Source organism: Georgenia sp. SUBG003 (assembly GCF_000715355.2).
In the GTDB taxonomy this organism is placed as follows: domain Bacteria; phylum Actinomycetota; class Actinomycetes; order Actinomycetales; family Actinomycetaceae; genus Georgenia.
Map to the genome: position 1 here is coordinate 3,027,235 of NZ_CP180204.1, position 20,258 is coordinate 3,047,492.

Sequence of the window (20,258 nt, forward strand, 5' to 3'; positions counted from 1 at the left end):
CGAACCAGCCTATCGGCCGACGGCCTCCCGCCGGGGCAGCGACCTGCGGCCGGTCCGGCGGTCGTGGCCAACGCCGCCCGACCGCCGGTCGCGGCCAGCGTCGCCCACCGCCGGCCGCGGGCCGACGCCGCCCGGCCGCCGGTCGCGGGCCGACTCAGTCGACCCCGAGCTCCTTGCGCAGCCGGGCGACGTGACCGGTGGCCTTCACGTTGTACTGCGCGAGCCGGACCGTCCCGTCCTTGCCGACGACGACGGTCGAGCGGACGACGCCGACGTACGTCTTCCCGTAGTTCTTCTTCTCGCCCCAGGCCCCGTAGGCCTCGAGCACCTCGTGGTCGGGGTCGGACCCGAGCGGGAAGGTGAGCCCCTCCGACTCGGTGAACCGCGCGAGCTTGTCGACACCGTCGGGGGGAGATACCGACGACGGCGTAGCCGGCACCCTGCAGGGATGCCAGGGAGTCGCGGAAGTCGCAGGCCTCCTTGGTGCACCCGGGCGTCCCGGCCGCCGGGTAGAAGTAGACGACGACGCCGTTCTCGGCACCGGCCCGCAGCGCCGAGAGCGAGACCTGGCCGCCGTCGGCCGTGGGCAGGGTGAAGTCGGGGGCGGTGTCGGTGGTGTCGAGGCGCGGCATGTCACTTCCTGGCAGTGGGACGGTCTGGCGGCGCCCATCCTCTCACCGGGCCGCACCGCGCACCTCAGCGCACGTCGCGGCAGCGCCAGGCGGCGTAGACGCTCTCCGCCTCGAGGAACGCGCCGTGCCCGAGGAGGGCGACGGGGCGTGCGGGCGCCACGAGCGGCTCGCCGTCGGCGCCGCGGCCGACCACGGGGCCGGTCAGGACCCAGGCGAGGGCCCGCTCGGAGAGCAGGTAGGAGTGGCTGACGAGCTGACGGGCGATCCAGGTGGAGGTGCCGGCCGGCCACCACGGCTCTGGACCGAGCGGCCAGCACGCGAGACCGGGCAGCGGGTAACCGCTCTCCGGGTGACGGCTCCCGGTGTGGACGTCCTCCGGGCCGCGACTGACGCGGAGGTACAGCTCGCCACCGCCCTGCGCGGCACGGACGAGGTCGCTGACCGTGTCGATGGTCGGCAGGTCACGCTGCTGGCGGGAGGCGTGGGTGGGGATCTCGATGACGTCGGCGAACGGCATTGTGCGCTCCAGTTGTCGGTGCCCGCTGGTGCGCGGGCGTCACCGCCGAGGTCCGGAGCGGCCGTAGTTCCGCCAGGTGCTGGGGCGGGGGTCCCGCCGAATGTTCTGGGGCGGGCTGTTATTAAACCGTAATCAAGGACGCCAATTGGTGGCAACCGGTCCGTTACAGGCGCAGACCCATGCGCACGATCGCCTCCGAGACGTCGCGGACCTTCACGCTGTGGCTCCGGGCGTGGGACCGGATGCGTTCGAAGGCGTGCTCCACCGTCTCGCCGTTCGCCTCCGCCAGGATCCCCTTGGCCTGCTCGATGACGATTCGGGACCTCAGCGCCTGCGTGAGCTGGCTGGCCAGCTGCTGCTGCTGCTGGTGCACCGACTCGTGGACGAGGTAGGCCGCGGCCATCTCGCCCAGCAGGGCCGCGGCGGTGAGGTCCGGCTCCGGCCAGTCGCGGCGGTCGGCGTACATGGAGAGCGCGCCGAAGGTCTTCCCGCCGAGCGCCAGGGGCAGGGCGGCGACGGCCGCGGTTCCGCACTCGAGCGCGAGCTCGGCGTACCGGGGCCAGCGTGCCCGCAGCTCGTCGGGCCCGGAGGCGACGACCGGACGGCTCGTGCGGAAGGCGTCGACGCTCGGTCCGGTCTGGTGCTCCTGCTGGTAGTCCTCGAGGGGGACCAGGTGCGGAGGGATGACGGTGGCTCTCCGGATCCCGCCGTCGTCGGCGAGCGAGACACCTGCGCCGGTGAGGTGCAGCGTCTCCCGGACGGTGGTGGCGAGATCGTCGAGCACGGCGTCGGTGTCGTAGGGCTCGACCAGGGTGCGTACGAAGTCCGAGAGGGTCTTGACGAACAGATCGTGGTCGTACACGCGTGCCGGTCTCCTTCCTCCGCCGTGGGCGAGGTCGGGGACTTCGAGGGTCAGTCGACGGTAGCCCGGGCGGCGCGCCGGGGCATCCGAAGCAGCTAAGGGCCGGGCCGGGCCGAGCTGCCGCCGTGCCCCTCGCCGACATGCGTCTTCCCGCCCGGCGCCGCGACGCCCCAGTCGCGCCAGCTCCAGAGCGGCCCGGTGTCCCTGGTGCACGGCGACTGCGGCCCGGCCAGTTCCTCCTCGTCCGCGACTCCGTCGCCCTCCTCGACCTCGACCACCTGGGCCTCGCGGGACGCGGCCTCCGACGTCGGGGACTTCGTCGCGTCGTTGCAGCAGCAGGCGCTGCGGGCGCCGACGACGGAGGCGGCACTGCCGGACCCGGCCGCCCTCGACGCCGCGGACGCCCTCGCGGCCCGGTTCCTGACCACCTACGCGGGCGCCGCCGGCGACCGGGGCGGGCGCGGACCTGGCGGACCGCGCCGGACCTCTCACGTAGCCGTCGCCCTCATGCGCAAGGCGCTCCGGGCCTACGCACGGGAGCCGCTGTCCGCCCTGCCGCGCCGCTACGTCGGGCAGGGACACCGGGTGCTCGACCAGCGGGAGGGGCCATGACCGCCGTCGAGGCCGCGACCGGCGCCGGCACCGCCGCCGGAACCCGGCGGCCCCTCCGGCCACGCCGGAGCCGTCGACGGGAGCGGCGCGCCCGGCGACGCTCGGAGATGCGCCGGGCGTACGACCTCATCCGCACCCACCACGGTTCCACCACGCCGTACGTCCTCGGGTTCGTGATGCTGGTGCTCGAGGCGCTCACGGCGGTCGTGGAACCGCTGCCGATCGCCTACACCGTCGACTTCGTCAGCGGCGACGCCCCGACCCTGCGCGAGCGCGGGTTCCCCGCGCTGATCGACTCCGAGCGCTGGGAGACGGTCCTCCTCCTCGGGATCGCCATCGTCCTCATCGCTGCCGTCAACAAGGGGGCCGACTCCCTGTCGGAGGTGTTCCTCGCCCGGGGCGGCCGCGAGCTGGGCTACAACGTCCGGGTCACCATGTACGACCGTCTCCAGAAGCTCTCGATGGCGTACCACGACAGGCGGCGGACCGGCGACGTGCTCACCCGCGTCACCGGGGACGTCCTCGTGGTGGAGGAGTTCGTCGTGGCGTCGCTGAGCAACATCGTCGCCAGCGCCCTGCTGCTCGTGGGGTCCTTCGTCGTGCTCCTGACGCAGTCGCCCGAGGTCGCGCTCGTCGCCGTCGTCGTGGTGCCCGCCCTCGCGCTCGTGTCCAACCACTTCTCCGAACGCCTCAAGCGGGTCTCCAAGGAGCAGCGGTCCAAGGAGGGTGACCTGGCGTCGACGGCTCAGGAGATGCTCTCCTCGATCCGTCTGGTGCAGAGCTACGGCCGCGGCCACGTCGACCTCGAGCGGTTCTCCCGGCAGAGCGACCAGAGCATGCGGGCCTCGCTGAAGGTCGCCACGATCCAGGCGCAGTTCAGCTTCGTCATCGCGATCCTCGAGGGTGTGACGATCGCGGGGGGTGGTGTGGCTGGGCGTCTGGCTGGTGGACCGCGGCTCGATCTCCGCGGGCACGCTCGTGCTGTTCGTGCTCCTCATCCAGAACATGTTCAAGCCGTCCCGCAAGATCGTCAGCGAGTGGTACAAGGTGGGCAAGCTGCTCGCGAGCACGGAACGCATCGAGGAGCTGCTCGCCCGGCAGCCCGCGGTCACGGACTCCCCGGGCGCCCGGCCCGCGCCGCGGCTGACCGGCCGGCTGAGCTTCACCAACGTCTCCTTCGGCTACCGCCCCGAGACCGCCGCCGACGACGACCGCGTCCGCACCGTGCTGCACCACATCACGTTCACGGTGGAGCCGGGCGAGGTGGTCGCGCTCATCGGGCCGAGCGGTGCCGGCAAGAGCACGGTCGCCCAGCTGGTCCCCCGCCTGTACGACCCCGACTCCGGGACCGTCGCCATCGACGGCACGGACGTCCGGCAGTTCACGCTCGAGTCGCTGCGCCGGCAGGTCAGCGTGGTGCTGCAGGAGACGCTGCTGCTGACGGGGACGGTCGCGGAGAACATCGCCTACGGCATCGACGCGCCGGACAGCGAACGCATCGTCCGCGCGGCCCGGCTGGCGAACGCGGACCAGTTCGTCAAGGAGCTGCCGGACGGCTACGCGACGATGCTCGGCGAGCGTGGCGCGACGCTCTCCGGCGGCCAGCGTCAGCGCATCGCGATCGCCCGGGCGTTCGTGCGCGACGCACCCGTGCTCATCCTCGACGAGCCGACGACCGGCCTCGACCCCGAGTCGGCCGGGCAGGTCGTCGCGGCGCTGCGCACGCTGATCTCCGGGACGACGACGCTGATCATCTCCCACGACGCCGACCTCGTCGCCTGCGCCGACCGCGTGCTGGTGCTCGAGGAGGGGCGGATCGTCCAGGAAGGCTCACCCAGGACGCTGGCCCGCACCGACGGCCCCTTCGCCAGCCTCTTCGGCCGCGCCGTCGACGGCGGGGAGTCCCCTGTGAGCGCCGGCGGGGAGTCCCCCGTGAGCGCCGGCGGTGGGTCATGAGTGCGCCCGCGCTGCGGGAGGCGGTGCGGCTGGCGGAACGGGCGCTGGACCCACGGTTCGCCCACGAGGTCGCCCGGGACTGGCTGGGGACGCACCTGCCTGGGCGCGACATCCGGCGGGTCCGCACCCACTCGGTCCTCTACGACGGTCCGGACCGGATGTCCCTGCGGGTCACGGCCGTCCTGGGGGCGGCCGGGCCCGGTGACGGGCTCACCGTCGCCCCGCCGGACGAGGTCACGCTCCTGGTCCGCTGCGCCGACGGCGGGCTCTCCGTCACGGCGTTCCCCGACGATCCCGACCTGCCGACCCTGCCCGCCATGATCGACCCCGTGGTCGCCGGGGAGGCACTTGCCGCGCTGGGTGTCGGCGACGGGCGGCCGGTCGGGGTGACGGTCGTCCACCACCCGCGCACCGGGCCGTGCGTGCTGCGCTACGACCTCACCGGGTTCTCCGGCGGTGACCGGACCCGGTCGCGCCGGGACGTGGTGTACGCCAAGGTCTACCCCGGGCGCGACGACGCACGTGCGGCGGCGGCCCGGGCGGCGGCGCCGGGCGTCGGCGCGCTGCCGTGCGTCGTCGGCCCAGGAACGCGCAGTGCCCCGGTCCGGCTGCCACGGCTGCTCGGGGTGGACGTCGGGCGGCACACGGTCTTCCTGGAGTCGCCGGTCGACGCGGGGGAGTACCCGCTGCTCGCGTGGGCGGGGCCGTGGCACGGCACCGAGCGGTGGTGGTCGGACCAGGGGCGACGCCGCGCCTACGTCCAGGTGGTCCCGGAAGGGGCGCCCGCGCTGCTGCTCGCCGTCGAGCGCGGGCGGTGGCAGGTCGAGGCCGTGTACGACTGAAAGTCCTGGTGCACGCTGCACCGAGGCGGGAGGATCGCCGCATGACCGTCTGGATCTGCCGCACCTGCGCCGTCGAGCACGCCGACACCGACTCCCCGCCCGAGATCTGCGAGATCTGCACCGACGAGCGGCAGTGGGTTCCCGCCACGGGGCAGGCCTGGACCACGCTGGAGGAGATGCGCGAGCTCGGGCACCTCGTCGCGATGTACGAGGTCGAGCCCGGGCTGCTCGGGCTGGTCGCCGAGCCGCACGTCGGCATCGGCCAGCAGGCGCTGCTCGCGTGCACCCCCGAGGGCAACGTGCTGTGGGACCCGCTCGGCTTCCTCGACGAAGACACCGTGCGCAGGGTCCGCCGGGCCGGCGAGGTCGTCGCGATCGCTGCCAGCCATCCGCACATGTTCGGCGCCCAGGTCGAGTGGAGCCGGGCGCTCGGCGGGGTCCCGGTGCTCGTCAACCAGGCGGACGCCCGCTGGCTCGCCCGCGAGGACGACGCCGTGCGCTACTGGTCCGGCCGGGTCACGCCCGTCCCGGGGTTCGTGATGCACCAGATCGGCGGGCACTTCCCCGGCAACGCCGTCGCCACCTGGACCGGCGCCGACGGGGTCGGCGTGCTCCTGTGCGGGGACACTATCGGCCCGAACCCCGACCGGCGGACCGTGGCGTTCATGCGCAGCTACCCCAACCGGATCCCGCTGTCCGGCGCGGTGGCGCAGCGAGTCGCGCGCGACATCCTGGAGCTCGATTTCGACCGCATCTACGGCAACTTCGGCAACACCATCCCGAGCGAGGGCCGGACCGCCGTGCGCCAGAGCGCCGCCCGGCACGCCGCCTGGGCCCGCGGCGACCACGACCACCTCACCTGACCGCTCCGGGGTCAGCGGGCCGGGGGCACCTGGAACAGGTCCGCCTCCGCCCAGCCCTCGCCCACCGCGAGGTCGTACTGGACGAGGCGGTAGTCCTCGAGCAGCTGACGTGCCCGGGGGGGAGAGGTCCGCCGCGGTGATCTCCCCGGCCCTGCGGGTCGAGCATGATGCCGCGCTCGGCGGCCGGGACCTCCTCGGAGAGCTGGGCGAGCAGCGCGTCGTACGGCGTGACCGGCGCGTTGGCCGCCGAAAGCACCTGGTTGAAGAGGTGGTTCGGTCCGAGAAGCTCCGCGCCGGGGTCGACGGCGGCGGTCTCGAAGTTCGCCCAGACGAACCACGGCGTCTCGTACATCGTCTGGCCCTGGTTGAGCGCCCACACCTGGTCGGACCACACCGCTGGGGAGTGGTCGCCGTAGTACAGGACGATCGTGCGCTCGTCGAGGGCCTCGAGGTCGGTCACGAGCTGCTCCACCGCCTCGTCGCTGTACCGCAGCCCCCGCACGTACTGGCCGAGGTTGCTCTGCTGGATCGCGGGCATCTGCCCGTCGACGCGGATGGGGTCGTCGTACTTGCCGGCGTAGGGACGGTGGTTCTGCATGGTGACCACGTTGACGACCATCGGGTCCTCCGAGGCCCTGAGCTCGTCGACCACGCGCGTGAACGTCCCGGCGTCGGAGATGTACGGGTTGTCCTCCACCAGCGCGGCGTCGGCCATGTCGTGCTCGAACGCGGCCCGCGAGAAGCCGAAGGTCTCGTACACCTCGTCGCGCTTGTAGAAGTTGCGCTGGTACGGGTGGATCGCGATGGCGTCGTGCTCCGTGCCGATCGAGCGCAGCAGCGAGGGGAAGTCGTCCTCGTACGGCACGAGCATCTGGTACGGCGTGTGCATCTGCTCGCGGAAGTTGTTCAGCGACAGCCCGGTGAGCACCTCGAACTCGACGTTGGCCGTGCCGCCGCCGTAGTCGGAGCTGAGCATCGTGCCGGACGGGTTCCGCTCCATCAGCGCGCGTGTGAAGGGGATCGGGTCCTCCGACACCTCCACGCCGCGCAGGCGGGTGGGATCCGTGAAGGACTCGCTGAGCACGACGACGACGTTGGTGTCCGCGAGCGCCTGGGGGTCGCGCGTCGTGTTCGTCTCGGCGGCGACCGCGGCGTACCTGTCCGCGATCTGCTGCATGGTGGCGCGGGAGTAGTCGTCCGGTCGCTCCATGGCTGTGCCGGGCATGTTGTACAGCAGGCCCGAGACGAACCCGTTCTCCGCGTAGTTCTCCACCTGGTTCCACCGCGCCCAGGTGGGACCGGAGCGTTCCCACACGGCCCGCAGCGGGTTGCCGTCCTCGTTGAAGGTCACCGCCGCGGCGAGCACGCCGGCGGCCACGAGACCGACCATGATGCGCGGCGCGAGAGCGCGCAGGCGACGGCGGAGCGGCGGCCTGGCGGGCTGCGCCGGCCGGGCTGAGCCGGCACGCCGCGCCGACCGCCGGAAGGTCAGCACGACGGCGGAAGCCACCAGCAGTGCCACGGCGAGGAGGCCCACCAGGACGTAGGCCGGGTTGACGCCGATGCTGTTCAGGAGCAGCCCGGCGTCCTTGAGGTACTCGATGTCGGTGGGGTACAGCGGCTCCCCGCGCATCAGCATCTTCTGGTAGTCGGCGAAGGCGATGACGCCTGCCACCACGACGCTGACGGCGGCGGCCAGCCACAGCCGGCCGACGAGGGCGTGGAGGAGCGCCACCACCGCCCAGACGACCATGACCTCGAGGGCCAGCTGGTCCGCCTGCCAGGTGTCGACCCGTTCGAGCGGCGCGATCCAGACGTCGGTCTGGACGTGCACCAGCTCGAGGATCATCGTGACGACGACGGCGACGGCAAGGCTCAGCGACGCGAGAGGCACCGCCCGCTCGACCGCGTCGACCACCCGTCGCAGACGCGGCCGTGCCCGGCGGCGCCCGTCCTGGGGTGCCTCGTCGCCCGGGCGCGGCCTGACGTCGACCCGGGTGGCGCTGGTGGTCTGGAGCATGGGAACCGTTCGTTCGAGGATGGCACCGGCACGGGGCGCACCGGCGGGGCCCCGCACGTGGGCAAACGCTATATGAACGGCGCGTGAACGTACCTCTTGAGGGCGGGCGATTCAGGGGCGAGCGTGGGTGGACGCCCCTGGCAGGAGGGTCGCCCGAGTCGGCTCCCGGCCCGACTGCACGCATATCGAACAGCAGTTCGATACGATGGCGGCGTGCCGGACGTCCCCTACGCCGAGCTGCACGCGCACTCGGCCTTCAGCTTCCTCGACGGCGCGAACCTCCCCGAGGAGCTCGCCGCCGAGGCGGCCCGGCTGCGCCTGTCCGCGCTGGCGCTGACCGACCACGACGGCCTCTACGGCGTCGTGCGCCTGGCCGAGGCGGCTCGCACCCTCGGCCTGCCCACCGTGCTCGGGGCCGAGCTCAACCTCAGCACCTCCGGCCGCGCCCTCGCCGACGGCGGCGACCGTGCCCGAGACCTCGAGACCGAGGAGGCTGCTCGCGCCTGGCGGCGGCGGGTAGTGCCCCGCCCGCTGGAGGAGGTCGGCCCGGTTCAGGCCGGCGGCGGCGACCTTGACCAGGACCTCGCCGGGCCCGGGCCGCGGGTCCGGCACGTCGGTCAGCTCGAGGGCCGAGTGGTCGGTGACGGTGATGGCACGCATGCAGCCATCGTGCCCCAACGGCGGTCGAGCCCGCCGAATCGGGACGGGTCACGCCCGGTGCGCCTGCGGCACGCAGCGGCTCGCCTACACTGGGGCCGCCGTCGGCTCAGCGCTGCGGCATGGAGGGCTGACAGAGCGGCCGAATGTGACGGTCTTGAAAACCGTTGTGGGGCAACCCACCAAGGGTTCGAATCCCTTGCCCTCCGCGCTCGCCCGTCCTGGGCCGTCGTTTTTGCCCAGGGCCACGCGGCAGGTAGCCTGTCCGGTGGACTTGGAGACGTCGCATAGTCAGGTCTAGTGCGCGGCCCTGCTAAGGCCGTGACGGGGCAACCCGTCCGTGGGTTCAAATCCCACCGTCTCCGCTCTGTGATGTCGCAGGACATCAGCGGCAGCCCGAACCCTCGGCGAGGGTTCGGGCTCTCTGCTCCTTCGGATCACATCACCGCCGTGCCGAGGCTGAGGATGTTGCCGTCGGGGTCGTTGAACCAGACGCTCGCGCCTGCCCGAAGGTAGCGACATCGCCGTCCCACTCGATCCCCTCCATGTCGAAGGTCTGGAACTCCACGCCCTTGTCGCGGAGGTTCTGAACTTCGGTGTCGAAGTCACCGTCCGGCGCCTCGAAGGCCATGGCCGTGGCCTTGTTCGTGCCGGCGTAGGAGGACTCGTAGACGAGGAACTGCCCGGAGCCCGCGGTGTAGACGATGCCACCGGCCTCCTCCCTCCCCGAGTCGAAGCCGAGCGTCTCCTCGTAGAAGGACCGGGCAGCTGCGAGGTCCTTGACGGCGAGGGTCGGGACGGGGCTGTAGGCGGAGAGCATGACTACCTCCCGTGCGGGTCGGGCGACCATCGACCGACCGGCGCTCTCGACGCTAGAACCCGCTCCGGGGGTAGTCAACGGGTCCGGCGCGGCGGCGGATCCGAGCGGACTCCCGCGCGGGCTCCAGGGTCGCCCGCGACAGATCTGAGGCACCGCTGCACAGCAGGCGAGCGTGGTGCGTCTGTGTCATCGTGATGGTCCGGACCACGTGCTGCTGGTCACACACGACCCGAAAGCTGGGAGTCGCCATGGATGACAAGCTCAAGTTCGCCGGGATCCTCCTCGGCGGATATCTGCTCGGCCGGACGAAGAAGATGAAGACGGCGCTGATGCTTGCGTCCACGTTCGGCGCCAAGCAGCTGCAGAGCAATCCCCAGATGCTCGCCAAGGCCGGCAGCTCGATCCTCTCGTCGCCGGAGGTCAAGAAGCTCACCGACGAGCTGACCGGGCGACTCGTCGAAGCGAGCAAGGCTGCCGCGATGGCGGCCGCCACGAAGGGCGTGGAGCAGGTCACGGCGAACCTGCAGGAGCGCACCGAGAAGCTGGCGGGCTTCGCCGAGGAGCAGGTCAAGAAGACTACGGAGCAGGGGCAGGAGACCGCGGAGAAGGCCGCCGGTGAGGGGCGCGAGGCCGCGGAGAAGACGGCCGGCAAGGGCCGCGACACGGCCGGGAAGACCGCCGGCAAGGGCCGGAGCGTCGTGAGCAAGCTCCGGCCCGGGCAGAAGAAGCAGGAGCCGGAGGCCGAGAGCGAGGAGCCCACGGAGGAGCCCGAGGGTCAGGCAGAGGAACCGGCCGAGGAGGAGGCCGCCGAGCAGCCCCAGGACCAGGCCGAGGAGGCCGAGCCCGAGGCGGAGGCGGAGGAGGAGCCTGCCGAGGAGCCGGAGCGCCAGGCCGAGGAGGCCGAGCCCGAGGCGGAGGCCGAGGAGGAGCCTGCCGAGGAGCCGGAGGACCAGGCCGAGGAGACGGGGACCGAGGAGGAGACCGCCCAGGACGAGGCGGAGCCCGCTGCCGAGGAGCCCGAGGCGGAGGAGGGAGCCGGTCAGCAGTCTGACGCCGGCGGCTCTCAGCAGTCCGGCCAGCGCCGTGGGCGCGGCGGGTCCCAGCAGACCAGGCAGAAGGCCCAGCCGCGCCAGCAGGGCGGGGCGCAGCGGAAGTCCTCGTCCGGGACGGCGAGGAAGAAGCCGGCGGCGAAGAAGCCGCTGCCGCCGACCCGCCCCCAGCCCTAGTCAACCCACTCGGCCGCGTCCACCACGGACAAGGTGAAGGAGCAGCCTCATGAACGACAAGACAAGCGAGCCCGGACCGGGTCCGGCCTCGCACAACCTGCCGCTTGCCGCGTTGAAGAGTTCTGCGGGCGGGTACGCCCGCGCGCTGGGCGGCCGCGCCGTCGACAGGCTGACCGGGCGCGTGGGGAACCTGTCCGACCGGCTGACGGCCTATGCGAGCGGCGAGAGCGCCCGCGACCGCGACGACGACGAGGGCGGGGATGCGCCCACTTTCAAGGGTGCGGCCCTGGCCAAGAGTGCCGAGAAGCTCGCCGAAGGGGATTCCCCTGTGAAGGCGGGACTCGCAGGGGCGGCCACCGGCGTGAAGGAGAAGGTGAAGGGCATCTTCGGCGGTGGCGGCGAGGGCGGCGGTGGCCGCGGGGGTCGCAAGAAGTTCAAGTTCAACAACATCGTCGAGAGCATCGACGTCGGTGCGCCGGTCAGCGTGGTCTACAACGCGTGGACCGAGTACGACAACTGGCCCGACTTCATGAAGAAGGTGGAGCGCGCCGAGCTCGACGACGAGCAGGGCAAGGTCGCGTTCAAGGGCCAGGTCTTCTGGTCGCACCGCGAGTGGAGCACGAGCATCAAGGAGCAGGTCCCCGACAGGCGCATCGTCTGGGACTCCAGCGGCCCGAAGGGCCATCTCAGCGGCGCGGTCACGTTCCACGCGCTGGGAGAGGAGCTCACCCGGCTGGTCGTCGTCGTCGAGTACTACCCGCAGGGCTTCTTCGAGAAGACGGCCAACATGTGGCGTGCGGTCAACCGCCGGCTCCGGCTGGAGCTGAAGTTCTTCGTCCGCCACGTCATGACCGACACCGTCCTGCACCCCGAGGACGTCGAGGGCTACCGCGCCGAGATCCACGACAAGGAGATCGTGCGGACCCACGACGAGGTGGTCGAGGACGAGCAGGCCGCCGAGGAGTCGGAGGAGTCCGAGCAGTCCGAGGACGAGTTCCCGGAGGAGGAGTCCTACGAGCCCGCCGAGGGCGAGTACGAGGAGGAGCCTGCCGCGGAGGAGGAGTACGAGGAGGAGCCTGCCCCCGAGGAGGAGTACGAGGAGGTCCCGGAGGAGGGCGCCGAGGAGGAGTACGAGGAGGCCCCCGCAGAGGGCGCCGAGGACGAGTACGAGGAGGCCCCCGCAGAGGGCGCCGAGGACGAGTACGCCGAGGAAAGTAGGTAGGAGGCACGATGAGTGCAGTTACCACGAGGTCCCGGGGCGGGTACGTCGACCGTCCGTCGTCCGCATCGCTGGCGGACGTCGTCAACATCATTCTCGACAAGGGTCTGGTCATCGACGCCTACGTGCGGGTGTCGCTGGTCGGGATCGAGCTGATCACCATCGACGCCCGGATCGTCATCGCGAGCGTCGACACCTACCTCCGGTTCGCCGAGGCCACCAGCCGCCTGAACCTCGCCGAGTCCGGAGGCAGGGACCTGCCCGAACTCATGGAGGGACTGACGGAGAGCGGGGCCCGTGGAAAGACCAAGGGCATCGTCTCGAGCGCGAAGGAGGCGCTCACCGGGGGTGACGACAAGGACTCCGGCGAGGAACGCCGACGCCGCGCACCCGCGAAGGAGTCTTCGTGACAGCACCCGCGGCGGAGGAGGTCGACACGCTGCTGTACGTCTACGGCCTGGTGCTCGCCGACGCGGACGTCCCGGAGGGCCTCGAGGGCGTCGGTGGCGAGCGCGTGCACGTGGTCGGCCTCGGTGACGTCGCCGCGCTGGTCTCGGAGCTGCCGGGTGGTGAGGTGGTCGGGCTGCCGGCCGAGGTACGTGCCCACGCCGGAGTGCTGGACACGGTCGCGGCGGCGGTCCCCGTCCTCCCGATGAGGTTCGGCACGGCGGTGCCCGACGTCGACGCCATCGACGAGGCCGTGCCGGACGAGCGGCTGGACGGCTACGCCGTGCACCTGCGCAACCTCGCCGACGTCGTGCAGTTCACCGTCCGTGCCCAGTACGTCGAGCAGGCCGTGCTCACCGAGCTGGTGAGCGAGGAGCCGGAGATCCGCGAGCTGCGGGAGGCGACCCGTGACCAGCCGGAGGACGCGACCTACTACGCGCGCATCCGCCTGGGCGAGCTGGTGGTGCAGGGCTTCGAGCGCAAAAGGGAGGCGGACGCCGCCCAGCTGCTCGAGGCGGTCACGCCGTGGACCTCCGACCTGCGGACGCGTGAGACCGGCCAGGTCGACGACGTCCTCGAGGCTGCCGCGCTCGTGCGGCGGGGCGAGCAGGACGCGTTCGAAGAGGCCGTCGACGCGCTCGCGACCCGGACGGCCGACCGTATCGTCTTCCGGCTGATCGGGCCGCAGGCCCCGTACGACTTCGTCCCGGAGGACTGAGGCATGGGTCTCCTCAGCGGTCTGCTCACGCTTCCCCTCGCGCCGGTGCGCGGCACCGTCTGGGTCGCGCAGCAGGTGCTCGACGAGGCGGAGCGCGAGTACTACGACGTCGGCAAGATCCGCCGTCAGCTCGACGACGTCTCCCGGGGCGCGCGAGCGGGGGGGAGATCGGGCGACGAGGAGGCCGACACGCTCGAGGAGTCGCTGGTGGCGCGGCTGATCGAGGCGAACCGCCGGACCCGACAGGGAGAGGGAAGATGAGCGAGTCCGACACCGGGACGTCCACCCGGCAGAGCTCCCGCCGGCCGGCGGGGGAGGAGTCCACCGGCGAGAAGCACCCCCGCAAGCAGTCGGAAGCGCCCCGGCGCGCCTCCGGCGGTGCGGCCCGGCAGGAATCCTCCGGAGGCCAGAGCACCGGCTCGCGGCCGGCCCGGCCCAGACGGGAGCCCGAGGGCGGTGAGGCACAGCGTCGGGACGGCGACGGTGGGCAGACGCCGCGCCGGGACGACGACGGCGGGCGCGCGCCGTCGGCCGGGGGTGGGAGCCGCGAGGACAACGGCGAGCCTCCCCGTCGCCGTCCGCATGACGACGGCGAGAGCCAGGACCACCACGGCGACCACCCGCGTCGTCGGCCGGAAGAGGAGGACGGAGGTGACGGAGGGGGCCGGAGCCACCGCCCTCGCCTGGGTGCCGGACGCGCCGCGCGGCTGGCGGTCCAGCAGCTCGCCGAGCTCACCAGCCGCACCATCGAGGGCGTCGTCGGCGTCCGCCGCGACGGCGACAGCTGGATCGTGCTCATCGAGGTGGTCGAGGACCCGCGGGTGCCCAGCACGTCCGACATCATGGCGGAGTACGAGATCGAGCTCGACGAGGACGGAGAGCTCATGAGCTACCGTCGGCGTGCGAGGTACGCGCGCGGCCATACCGAGGACGGCTGAGCGTTTGCGGCTGAACCCGGAGAGAGGAGGCCGGGCATGAGCGTGGTCAGCGGGCGAGGGGGAGCCCTCGAGCCGCAGCGTGACAGGGACGGGTCGCTGGTGCACGTCATCGAGACCCTGCTCGACAAGGGGCTCGTGCTCAACGCCGACATCATGGTGTCGGTGGCCGGGGTGGAGCTGCTGGGCATCCGCATCCGCGCCGCCCTCGCCTCCTTCGAGACGGCCGCGAAGTACGGGCTCGAGTTCCCGGCCGGCACGGACACCGAGACGCTCGCCTGGCGCCGGGCCATCGAGCAGAAGGACACGTGCCCCAGCTGCGGCAAGACCTCCCCGACCGCCCAGCTGCTGGAGGAGTTCTGCCCGTGGTGCGGCTGGCGCAGCGCCCGGCGCAGCGCCTTCAGGCACGCGGCGAGGTGGGGGCGGTTGTCCGTCTTGCCGGAGGCCTTGTCCTCGTAGAGGGCGCCAGGATCAACGCCGGCGGCCAGCAGGGCGTCGCGCTGCAGGTCGGTGGTCTGGGACCCGTCGGCCTTCGAGACCCGCATGTACCCGACCAGCACCGATGCACTCCCTTGTCACTTAAACGACCGATTACGTGACAATTGGGGGGTGCGGCCGTGTCGGCGCTGACTGTGTGTCACTTAACCCGTCACTTAATCTATGTCACGAAAACGGGTCCTCCGCTATTTAAGTGACAGTCGGCCTGGCTTGGTCGGGCGCCAGCCGGACGGGACTACCTGCGTGAGCGAACGACTGCCGCTACTGAGTTTCCTGCACTGTGAAGAGCGGCGCGCAGCATCCTAGCGAGCGGCGAGCAGCCGCCGTGGCACGGGAGGTTGATACCCTCCGTCGGTCTGCAGTTGGAACTCGGGTTAGCCATTTCAAAGTTGCGGCATGTTATTCCTGAGACGCTAGCGCGGTGACGCAATCGCTTATCGGGCTCGCCCGTGTGTCGACGAACTCCCAGGACCTCCAGCTGCAGCGCGACGCTTTCGAGGCTGCCAGCTGTATCCGGATCTTCGAGGAGAAGGTCAGCAGCCGATCGAGCAGGCGCCCTGGCTTGGAGCAGGCGCTGGACTTCCTCCGCGACGGCAGCGACACCCTTGTCGTCTGGAAGCTCGACCGTCTCGGTCGGTCGACCAAAGAGATCCTCACCATCGCGGACAGTCTGAGCGACCGTGGGATCGGCCTGCGTGTGTTGAGCGGCACGCTCGTCGGCACCTACACGCCGACGGGAGAGGGGAAATTCTTCTTCACCGTCATGGCCGCGTTTGCAGAGCTCGAGCGCGACATCAACCGTGAACGTACGATGGCCGGCCTCGCGGCTGCGCGCGCGCAGGGTCGAGTCGGCGGCCGACCCACGGTGATGGACGCAGACAAGATCGCGGCGGCCAGGTTTCGACAAGCCGCCGGGGAGACCCCGACGCAGATAGCCAGAGCCCTTGGCGTCTCTCGGGCGACCGTCTACCGGCACCTCGCAGGCTGACGCTGGTCTTCCGGAGTCGGTGTGGCGGCGAGGAGTTGCTCCGCGGCCCGGACCACCTCCTCCACCTCGATAGCCGCCAGGGCCGGATCGACCATGTCGGCGTGCGGGTCACCCGGCCCGGTGCCGCGCCACAGGACTGTGTGCAGGTGCGGGTCGATGGCGGGGCCCCACAACGCCGGCGGGGTCGGGCCGAACAGCAGCACCGAAGGTGTGGAGAACGCGGTCGCGAGGTGGGCGACCCCCGTGTCCCCGCACACGAGCAGACGCGCGTGGCGCACCGTCCCGGCGAGACCATCCAGATCCAGCGTCCCGGCCACCGAACGGACGCGGTGGCCCGCCGCCGCGGCGATCCGCTCGCAGAGCGGCACCTCGTCGCCGGAACCGGTGACCACGACCGAGTGGCCGGCTGCTGCCAACGTCCTCGCCACGGCGTTCCATCCGGCTTCCGGCCATCGCCGGGAGATCGACGCGGCCCCCGGGTGCACCACGACCGGCGCGGGCGGAGAGTCCGCCCCCCGACCGGCCACCGGGGCGTGAAGCGCCGACGGGCCCATCGGACCTGGTTCGACCCTCTCCGACACGGGGATGCGCAGATCCTCCGGCGAGCAGTCGCCGCCCGCCGAGCGCACCAGGCGGCACCAGCGGTCCACCTCGTGCTCGTCCGGCCGCCACTCGGGACCGGCATGACCGATCTCGGTGCATCCGAACGCCACGAGCTGGTCGGGCTGCGTGGCGGCAAGCAGCCGGTGGCTCTGCGGCCCACGGCCGTGCAGGTTCACCCCGACGTGGCCGGTGCCCCGGTACTCGAGCGGCTGGTCGAGGCCCGACGCCGGTAGCACCTCGTCGACGACGCCCAGGTCGCGCAGCCACGCCCCGACGCCCGCAGGTGCCGCCAGGACGAGCCGTCTCCGCGGGAAGGCGCGCCGAACTCCGCGCAGCGCCGCGACCCCGGCGACCGCGTCGCCGAGGCCGAGCGCGCGCAGCACCAGGACATCGCCGGCGCCACGGGGGCGCACGCCGGCTTCCGCCCGGACGACGTCGCCGTCGCGCGGGACGTCAGCCTGGCGACTCACGGCCAGGACGGCTCCCCGGACGCCATGACGAGCATCTCGCGGATCTCGCTGCCGACCGGCTGCCGCAGCGCCGTCAGCACGGCGGACGCGGTGTTGGCCGGGTCGTTGAGGTCCTGGTCCGGTGCCGGGCGGAAACGCTCGTCGCGCCCGTCGAAGAATGCCGTCCGCATCCCGCCGGGCACGAGGCAGGTGACGCCGACGCGCCCCGCGTACTCCGCGGCGAGCGCCTGGGAGAACCCCCGGATCGCGAACTTCGACGCCGAGTAGGCGGTCGCGGCGTCGGCCCCGCGCAGGCCGAGGGTGGACGAGACCGTCACGACCGTCCCGCGCACCCGCTCGAGGTGCGGCAGGCACGCCCGCACCACCGCGACGGTCCCGAGCAGGTTCACCCGGATGACCTTCTCCCACGCCTCGGGCGAGATCTCCAGGATCGGGCCGCACGCGTCCGTCCCGGCCGCGGTCACCACGGCCGTCGGCGGACCGACCTCGGCGACGAGCCGTTCCACCGCCTCGGCCGCGGCGGACGAGTCGGCCAGGTCCACCTGGACGTGGGGCACGCCGTCGGCGGGGACGTCCCGGTCGAGGACAGCGGGCGTGCCGCCGGCCTCCCGGACCGCGTCGACGACGGCGGCACCCAGGCCGCCGGCGCCGCCGGTCACGAAGACGGTGCCCACCTCGCGCGGGGTGCGGGACGGCTGCGGGGCAGTGGTCATGCAGGACTCCTTGTCGATGATGCCCGGGCCAGGCCCGAGCGCTGGATGATCGAGGTCGTGGATCGGCCGCCGAGATAGGGGAGGAGGACCACCCGTCCGCCGTGGCGGCGCACGACCTCCGCCTCGGGCAGCGGTGTGCCGCCGTAGTCCCCGCCCTTGGCCCACACGTCGGGCCGCAGCCGGTCCAGGACCGCCCGCGGATCGTCCTCGTCGAAGACGACGACGGCGTCGACGCAGTCGAGCGCGGCCAGCACCCGGGCGCGGTCGGGCGCGGGCACCACCGGCCTGCCCGGCCCCTTGAGGCGGGTCACCGACGCGTCTGAGTTCATGACGACGACGAGTCGGTCACCGAGCCGGCGGGCGGCCTGCAGCGTGGCGACGTGGCCGGCGTGGACGATGTCGAAGCAGCCGCCCGTCGCGACCAACGAGCCATGGGCCCTGAGCTGGGCGGCGAGGCGGTCGAGCGCCGCCGGGTCCTCCGACCAGGGCCGGTACTCGCCGATGTCCGGTCCTCGACCCCGGGTGCTGGGGTCTGCTGCCGCACTGCCCACGCCGGCGTCAGGCCCGTCGGCGCGGGGAGTGGACGAGCTGCCGGATGCCTCGGACGCCTCGCCCGGGACATCGACGACGGCGGTGCGGGCGTCCTCGCGTGCCCGGAAACCCTCCGCGCCGCCGGCCGCGACCCAGGTCGACGCGTCGGCGACCGCCCTCTCGACGGCTTCGGGCACCAGGGCCCCGCGCGCCAGGGCGACGGCGCAGGTGGCGTCCTCGCCGCGGGTCGGGGTGCGGGTGCGCTCGCTGCGGCTCGCGGGCGGCAGAGCCGCACTGCGGGGCGCGAGCGTCGACGCTGCGCTCGCGCTGCTCGCCGGCACGCTCCACGGCGACGACGCCTGACGGGCCGGGGGGCGCGGGGCGGGGAACAAGAGTGCGCCCCGGGGCGTTGACCTGACTGATGACGATGACCAGGTACACCTATCGGGGCGGCAAGCAGCAGTACCGGCCGCAAGGACGCCCCACCAGCCTTTCCGAGCAGCGCCACGCGCCAGGTGCAGGGTACGGTAGGACGACATCGCCCAGCCGGGCAGGGGAGGAGGGCAGCACGATGATCCTGCTTCGACGTGAGATCGGTGACGTGCTCCGTGACGCCCGCCAGCGCCAGGGACGGACGCTGCGCGAGGTCTCGTCCGCCGCCCGGGTGTCACTCGGATACCTCAGCGAGGTGGAGCGCGGCCAGAAGGAGGCCTCCTCCGAGCTGCTCGCCTCCATCTGCGAGGCGCTCAACGTTCCGCTGAGCTTCGTGCTGCGCGCCGTGTCCGACCGCGTGGCGGTCGCCGAGGGCGTGCACGTGCCCGACACGGTTCCCGACGAGCTCCTGCGGCGCGAGAGCCTGCTCACGCCCGTCGGCTGACCGTCGGACGGACGCCAGGCAGCTGGTCGTGCCCCTGCGAGCCCCGGAGCGATCCGGGGCTCGTGGTGTCTCCGGGGGCACGGCGTGCCCCGGGCTGCGGGTGCGCAGGGCATTGCGTGCCGGGGCGGGGTGGGGGGGGGGCCGTGTCGGCCGGCGGCCCTACGGGCGCTGGCACGCCGGGCAGTAGAACACCTGGCGGGCCGTGGGCGCCCTTCCGACCTCCGACCGCACGATCGGGGTGCCGCAGCGCGGGCACGGCAGCCGCTCGCGGGAGTGCAGGTTCGTGGTGCGGCGCAGGTCGCCTGTCGCCGTCGGCGTCCGGGCCGCGACGGACCGCTGCATGATCCGGCGGGAGGTCCGGACCAGGTCCTGCGCGACGTGGCCGAGGGTGCCTGCGGGGGCCCACGGCCACACGCGGTTCAGCCACAGCGTCTCCGCCATGTAGATCGTGCCCAGGCCCGCCACCACCGTCTGGTCGAGCAGCGTCTCGCCGATGCCCCGGTCACCCTGCGCCAGGATCCGCGCGGCGGCGGCGGCGACGTCCAGGTCCACCGCGAGGACGTCCGGGCCCAGGTGGCCGACCAGCAGGTGCTCGTCCCGCGTCGGGACGAGGTCCATCATCCCGAGGTCGTAGCCGAGGCACGTCCACTGCTCGGTGGCCAGCACCGCGCGCACCTGCGGCGAACGGTCAGCCCGGCTGGGTCCGCCCGGCGCGAGCTCGCCGGTGCGCACGAGGCGCCAGCGCCCCTCCATCCGCAGGTGCGTGTGGAGGGTGCGGCCGTCGTCCAGGCGCGTGAGCAGGTGCTTGCCGACCGGGGCGTTGCCGACGACGCCGACCCCGGCGAGCTCCGTCCCGCCCAGGTTCGGCCAGCGCAGCTCCCCTCGCGCGAGGACCCGGCCGGCGAGGGCGAGGTCGAGGCGGCGCGCCACGCGCGCGACGATGTCACCCTCGGGCACTTCCCACCTCCGCAACCTCCTCGGGCAACCTCCGCAACCTCCTCGGGCACCTCCTGCCGTCGCCCGCTGCTCGCGCCAGGCGGGCAGGTAGAGCGGGCGGCCAGCAGGGGCACGGCCCCGCCCGGGCCCCCGCGACGCTCACCGCGGCCCCCACGGCGACGCTCACCGAGGTCCCCACGGCGACGCTCACCGCGGTGCCGTCGGCCGGCGCCGTGAGCACCACCATGCCTGCCGGACCGGCAGGCTGCATCACCATGGAGTTCAGAGAGAACCGTCGCACGGTGCTCCGCGCCCA

At 72.5% G+C, this 20,258-nt stretch carries 22 protein-coding genes, 2 tRNA genes and 6 pseudogenes; 18 read left to right on the forward strand and 12 right to left on the reverse strand.

Annotation, left to right across the window (positions count from 1 at the left end):
* Positions 1 to 154: 154 nt before the first annotated feature.
* The 3 genes and pseudogenes from DA06_RS15580 to DA06_RS15590 form a co-directional block, all read right to left on the reverse strand.
* A pseudogene (locus tag DA06_RS15580) lies at positions 155 to 632 on the reverse strand (peroxiredoxin).
* 64 nt (positions 633 to 696) lie between these two features.
* A complete protein-coding gene (locus DA06_RS15585; RefSeq protein ID WP_052436830.1) occupies positions 697 to 1,149 on the reverse strand; it encodes a DUF6098 family protein in 453 nt (150 codons plus the stop codon).
* 163 nt (positions 1,150 to 1,312) lie between these two features.
* On the reverse strand, positions 1,313 to 2,011 hold the full coding sequence (locus DA06_RS15590; RefSeq protein ID WP_043501736.1) for a GAF and ANTAR domain-containing protein: 699 nt from the start codon (positions 2,009 to 2,011) through the stop codon (positions 1,313 to 1,315).
* A gap of 198 nt (positions 2,012 to 2,209) precedes the next feature.
* Here DA06_RS15590 and DA06_RS15595 point away from each other — a divergent pair, with 198 nt between their 5' ends.
* The 5 genes and pseudogenes from DA06_RS15595 to DA06_RS15615 all read left to right on the forward strand — a co-directional run bounded on the left by DA06_RS15595 (position 2,210) and on the right by DA06_RS15615 (position 6,284).
* Positions 2,210 to 2,623 carry a hypothetical protein gene (locus tag DA06_RS15595; RefSeq protein ID WP_418605418.1) on the forward strand — a complete coding sequence of 138 codons (414 nt, stop codon included), beginning with the start codon at positions 2,210 to 2,212 and terminating at the stop codon, positions 2,621 to 2,623.
* A 176-nt stretch (positions 2,624 to 2,799) separates the two neighbouring features.
* A pseudogene (locus DA06_RS15600) lies at positions 2,800 to 3,459 on the forward strand (ABC transporter transmembrane domain-containing protein); the annotation flags it as partial.
* Positions 3,460 to 3,544: 85 nt separating this feature from the next.
* The gene (locus tag DA06_RS15605; protein ID WP_052436832.1) at positions 3,545 to 4,579 is read left to right on the forward strand and encodes an ABC transporter ATP-binding protein; all 1,035 of its coding nucleotides are present in this window, start codon (positions 3,545 to 3,547) and stop codon (positions 4,577 to 4,579) included.
* Entirely contained in the window at positions 4,576 to 5,421 is an 846-nt protein-coding gene (locus DA06_RS15610) for a hypothetical protein (RefSeq protein WP_418608335.1), read from the forward strand. The genes DA06_RS15605 and DA06_RS15610 overlap by 4 nt, the downstream gene beginning before the upstream one ends.
* 41 nt (positions 5,422 to 5,462) lie before the next feature.
* Positions 5,463 to 6,284, forward strand: coding sequence for a hydrolase (locus DA06_RS15615; RefSeq protein ID WP_043501750.1), 822 nt, complete (start codon positions 5,463 to 5,465; stop codon positions 6,282 to 6,284).
* On the opposite strand, the gene DA06_RS15620 is transcribed toward DA06_RS15615, so the two are convergent.
* Entirely contained in the window at positions 6,277 to 8,304 is a 2,028-nt protein-coding gene (locus DA06_RS15620) for an LTA synthase family protein (RefSeq protein WP_043501752.1), read from the reverse strand. The two genes, DA06_RS15615 and DA06_RS15620, sit on opposite strands and share 8 nt — an antisense overlap.
* Before the next feature lie 213 nt (positions 8,305 to 8,517).
* Between DA06_RS15620 and DA06_RS15625 the strand changes: the two are divergent.
* Positions 8,518 to 8,733 (forward strand): annotated as a pseudogene (locus DA06_RS15625) (PHP domain-containing protein); the annotation flags it as partial.
* Between the two features lie 9 nt (positions 8,734 to 8,742).
* On the opposite strand, the pseudogene DA06_RS15630 reads toward DA06_RS15625, so the two are convergent.
* A pseudogene (locus DA06_RS15630) lies at positions 8,743 to 8,964 on the reverse strand (alcohol dehydrogenase catalytic domain-containing protein); the annotation flags it as partial.
* Between the two features lie 121 nt (positions 8,965 to 9,085).
* Between DA06_RS15630 and DA06_RS15635 the strand changes: the two are divergent.
* Together DA06_RS15635 and DA06_RS15640 are read left to right on the forward strand one after the other, a co-directional pair.
* Positions 9,086 to 9,170: transfer RNA gene (locus tag DA06_RS15635), tRNA-Ser, on the forward strand.
* A gap of 67 nt (positions 9,171 to 9,237) precedes the next feature.
* A tRNA-Ser gene (locus tag DA06_RS15640) sits at positions 9,238 to 9,326 on the forward strand.
* Between the two features lie 77 nt (positions 9,327 to 9,403).
* On the opposite strand, the gene DA06_RS15645 is transcribed toward DA06_RS15640, so the two are convergent.
* Positions 9,404 to 9,781, reverse strand: coding sequence for a VOC family protein (locus DA06_RS15645; protein WP_418605420.1), 378 nt, complete (start codon positions 9,779 to 9,781; stop codon positions 9,404 to 9,406).
* Positions 9,782 to 10,029: 248 nt separating this feature from the next.
* On the opposite strand from DA06_RS15645, the gene DA06_RS15650 reads away from it, so the two are divergent.
* The 7 genes and pseudogenes from DA06_RS15650 to DA06_RS15680 all read left to right on the forward strand — a co-directional run bounded on the left by DA06_RS15650 (position 10,030) and on the right by DA06_RS15680 (position 14,785).
* The gene (locus tag DA06_RS15650; RefSeq protein WP_052436833.1) at positions 10,030 to 11,007 is read left to right on the forward strand and encodes a hypothetical protein; all 978 of its coding nucleotides are present in this window, start codon (positions 10,030 to 10,032) and stop codon (positions 11,005 to 11,007) included.
* Between the two features lie 49 nt (positions 11,008 to 11,056).
* On the forward strand, positions 11,057 to 12,229 hold the full coding sequence (locus tag DA06_RS15655; RefSeq protein ID WP_052436834.1) for an SRPBCC family protein: 1,173 nt from the start codon (positions 11,057 to 11,059) through the stop codon (positions 12,227 to 12,229).
* A gap of 8 nt (positions 12,230 to 12,237) precedes the next feature.
* Positions 12,238 to 12,444, forward strand: a pseudogene (gvpJ, locus tag DA06_RS15660) (gas vesicle protein GvpJ); the annotation flags it as partial.
* A 188-nt stretch (positions 12,445 to 12,632) separates the two neighbouring features.
* Entirely contained in the window at positions 12,633 to 13,391 is a 759-nt protein-coding gene (locus tag DA06_RS15665; RefSeq protein WP_043501762.1) for a GvpL/GvpF family gas vesicle protein, read from the forward strand.
* Between the two features lie 3 nt (positions 13,392 to 13,394).
* Entirely contained in the window at positions 13,395 to 13,652 is a 258-nt protein-coding gene (locus DA06_RS15670; RefSeq protein ID WP_043501765.1) for a gas vesicle protein GvpG, read from the forward strand.
* A complete protein-coding gene (gene gvpO / locus DA06_RS15675; RefSeq protein WP_052436835.1) occupies positions 13,649 to 14,329 on the forward strand; it encodes a gas vesicle protein GvpO in 681 nt (226 codons plus the stop codon). Before DA06_RS15670 ends, gvpO begins: the two co-directional genes overlap by 4 nt.
* 36 nt (positions 14,330 to 14,365) lie before the next feature.
* Complete coding sequence (locus DA06_RS15680) at positions 14,366 to 14,785, forward strand: gas vesicle protein (RefSeq protein ID WP_418605423.1); 420 nt, start codon at positions 14,366 to 14,368, stop codon at positions 14,783 to 14,785.
* Here DA06_RS15680 and DA06_RS15685 read toward each other — a convergent pair.
* A pseudogene (locus tag DA06_RS15685) lies at positions 14,716 to 14,886 on the reverse strand (recombinase family protein); the annotation flags it as partial. The gene DA06_RS15680 and the pseudogene DA06_RS15685 overlap by 70 nt on opposite strands.
* Positions 14,887 to 15,245: 359 nt before the next feature.
* Here DA06_RS15685 and DA06_RS15690 point away from each other — a divergent pair.
* Entirely contained in the window at positions 15,246 to 15,812 is a 567-nt protein-coding gene (locus DA06_RS15690; RefSeq protein ID WP_043501767.1) for a recombinase family protein, read from the forward strand.
* On the opposite strand, the gene DA06_RS15695 is transcribed toward DA06_RS15690, so the two are convergent.
* Genes DA06_RS15695 through DA06_RS15705 form a run of 3 tightly spaced genes read right to left on the reverse strand, consistent with a single transcriptional unit; the run spans position 15,791 to position 18,326 of the window.
* Positions 15,791 to 16,885 carry a glycosyltransferase family 9 protein gene (locus DA06_RS15695; RefSeq protein ID WP_418605424.1) on the reverse strand — a complete coding sequence of 365 codons (1,095 nt, stop codon included), beginning with the start codon at positions 16,883 to 16,885 and terminating at the stop codon, positions 15,791 to 15,793. The two genes, DA06_RS15690 and DA06_RS15695, sit on opposite strands and share 22 nt — an antisense overlap.
* Positions 16,882 to 17,598, reverse strand: a complete 717-nt coding sequence (locus tag DA06_RS15700; protein ID WP_043501769.1) for an SDR family oxidoreductase — start codon at positions 17,596 to 17,598, stop codon at positions 16,882 to 16,884. Before DA06_RS15700 ends, DA06_RS15695 begins: the two co-directional genes overlap by 4 nt.
* The gene (locus tag DA06_RS15705) at positions 17,595 to 18,326 is read right to left on the reverse strand and encodes an adenylyltransferase/cytidyltransferase family protein (protein WP_418605425.1); all 732 of its coding nucleotides are present in this window, start codon (positions 18,324 to 18,326) and stop codon (positions 17,595 to 17,597) included. Before DA06_RS15705 ends, DA06_RS15700 begins: the two co-directional genes overlap by 4 nt.
* A gap of 31 nt (positions 18,327 to 18,357) precedes the next feature.
* Between DA06_RS15705 and DA06_RS15710 the strand changes: the two genes are divergently transcribed.
* Both DA06_RS15710 and DA06_RS15715 read left to right on the forward strand, forming a co-directional pair.
* Positions 18,358 to 18,492 (forward strand): hypothetical protein, encoded by a 135-nt coding sequence (locus DA06_RS15710; protein ID WP_418605426.1) that lies wholly within the window; start codon positions 18,358 to 18,360, stop codon positions 18,490 to 18,492.
* 208 nt (positions 18,493 to 18,700) lie between these two features.
* A complete protein-coding gene (locus tag DA06_RS15715) occupies positions 18,701 to 19,006 on the forward strand; it encodes a helix-turn-helix domain-containing protein (RefSeq protein WP_043501782.1) in 306 nt (101 codons plus the stop codon).
* Between the two features lie 159 nt (positions 19,007 to 19,165).
* On the opposite strand, the gene DA06_RS15720 is transcribed toward DA06_RS15715, so the two are convergent.
* On the reverse strand, positions 19,166 to 19,963 hold the full coding sequence (locus DA06_RS15720) for a DNA-formamidopyrimidine glycosylase family protein (RefSeq protein ID WP_043501784.1): 798 nt from the start codon (positions 19,961 to 19,963) through the stop codon (positions 19,166 to 19,168).
* Positions 19,950 to 20,243, reverse strand: a complete 294-nt coding sequence (locus tag DA06_RS15725) for a hypothetical protein (RefSeq protein ID WP_418605427.1) — start codon at positions 20,241 to 20,243, stop codon at positions 19,950 to 19,952. Before DA06_RS15725 ends, DA06_RS15720 begins: the two co-directional genes overlap by 14 nt.
* Positions 20,244 to 20,258 lie beyond the last annotated feature (15 nt).

What these genes read in the sequence shown, in the direction of transcription:
- DA06_RS15615 (WP_043501750.1), top strand. Translation starts at nt 5,463, where the DNA reads ATGACCGTCTGGATCTGCCGCACCTGCGCCGTCGAGCACGCCGACACC.
- DA06_RS15610 (WP_418608335.1), top strand. Translation starts at nt 4,576, where the DNA reads ATGAGTGCGCCCGCGCTGCGGGAGGCGGTGCGGCTGGCGGAACGGGCG.
- DA06_RS15645 (WP_418605420.1), bottom strand. Translation starts at nt 9,781, where the DNA reads ATGCTCTCCGCCTACAGCCCCGTCCCGACCCTCGCCGTCAAGGACCTC.
- DA06_RS15715 (WP_043501782.1), top strand. Translation starts at nt 18,701, where the DNA reads ATGATCCTGCTTCGACGTGAGATCGGTGACGTGCTCCGTGACGCCCGC.
- DA06_RS15670 (WP_043501765.1), top strand. Translation starts at nt 13,395, where the DNA reads ATGGGTCTCCTCAGCGGTCTGCTCACGCTTCCCCTCGCGCCGGTGCGC.
- DA06_RS15650 (WP_052436833.1), top strand. Translation starts at nt 10,030, where the DNA reads ATGGATGACAAGCTCAAGTTCGCCGGGATCCTCCTCGGCGGATATCTG.
- DA06_RS15680 (WP_418605423.1), top strand. Translation starts at nt 14,366, where the DNA reads ATGAGCGTGGTCAGCGGGCGAGGGGGAGCCCTCGAGCCGCAGCGTGAC.
- DA06_RS15585 (WP_052436830.1), bottom strand. Translation starts at nt 1,149, where the DNA reads ATGCCGTTCGCCGACGTCATCGAGATCCCCACCCACGCCTCCCGCCAG.
- gvpO (WP_052436835.1), top strand. Translation starts at nt 13,649, where the DNA reads ATGAGCGAGTCCGACACCGGGACGTCCACCCGGCAGAGCTCCCGCCGG.
- DA06_RS15620 (WP_043501752.1), bottom strand. Translation starts at nt 8,304, where the DNA reads ATGCTCCAGACCACCAGCGCCACCCGGGTCGACGTCAGGCCGCGCCCG.
- DA06_RS15655 (WP_052436834.1), top strand. Translation starts at nt 11,057, where the DNA reads ATGAACGACAAGACAAGCGAGCCCGGACCGGGTCCGGCCTCGCACAAC.
- DA06_RS15700 (WP_043501769.1), bottom strand. Translation starts at nt 17,598, where the DNA reads ATGACCACTGCCCCGCAGCCGTCCCGCACCCCGCGCGAGGTGGGCACC.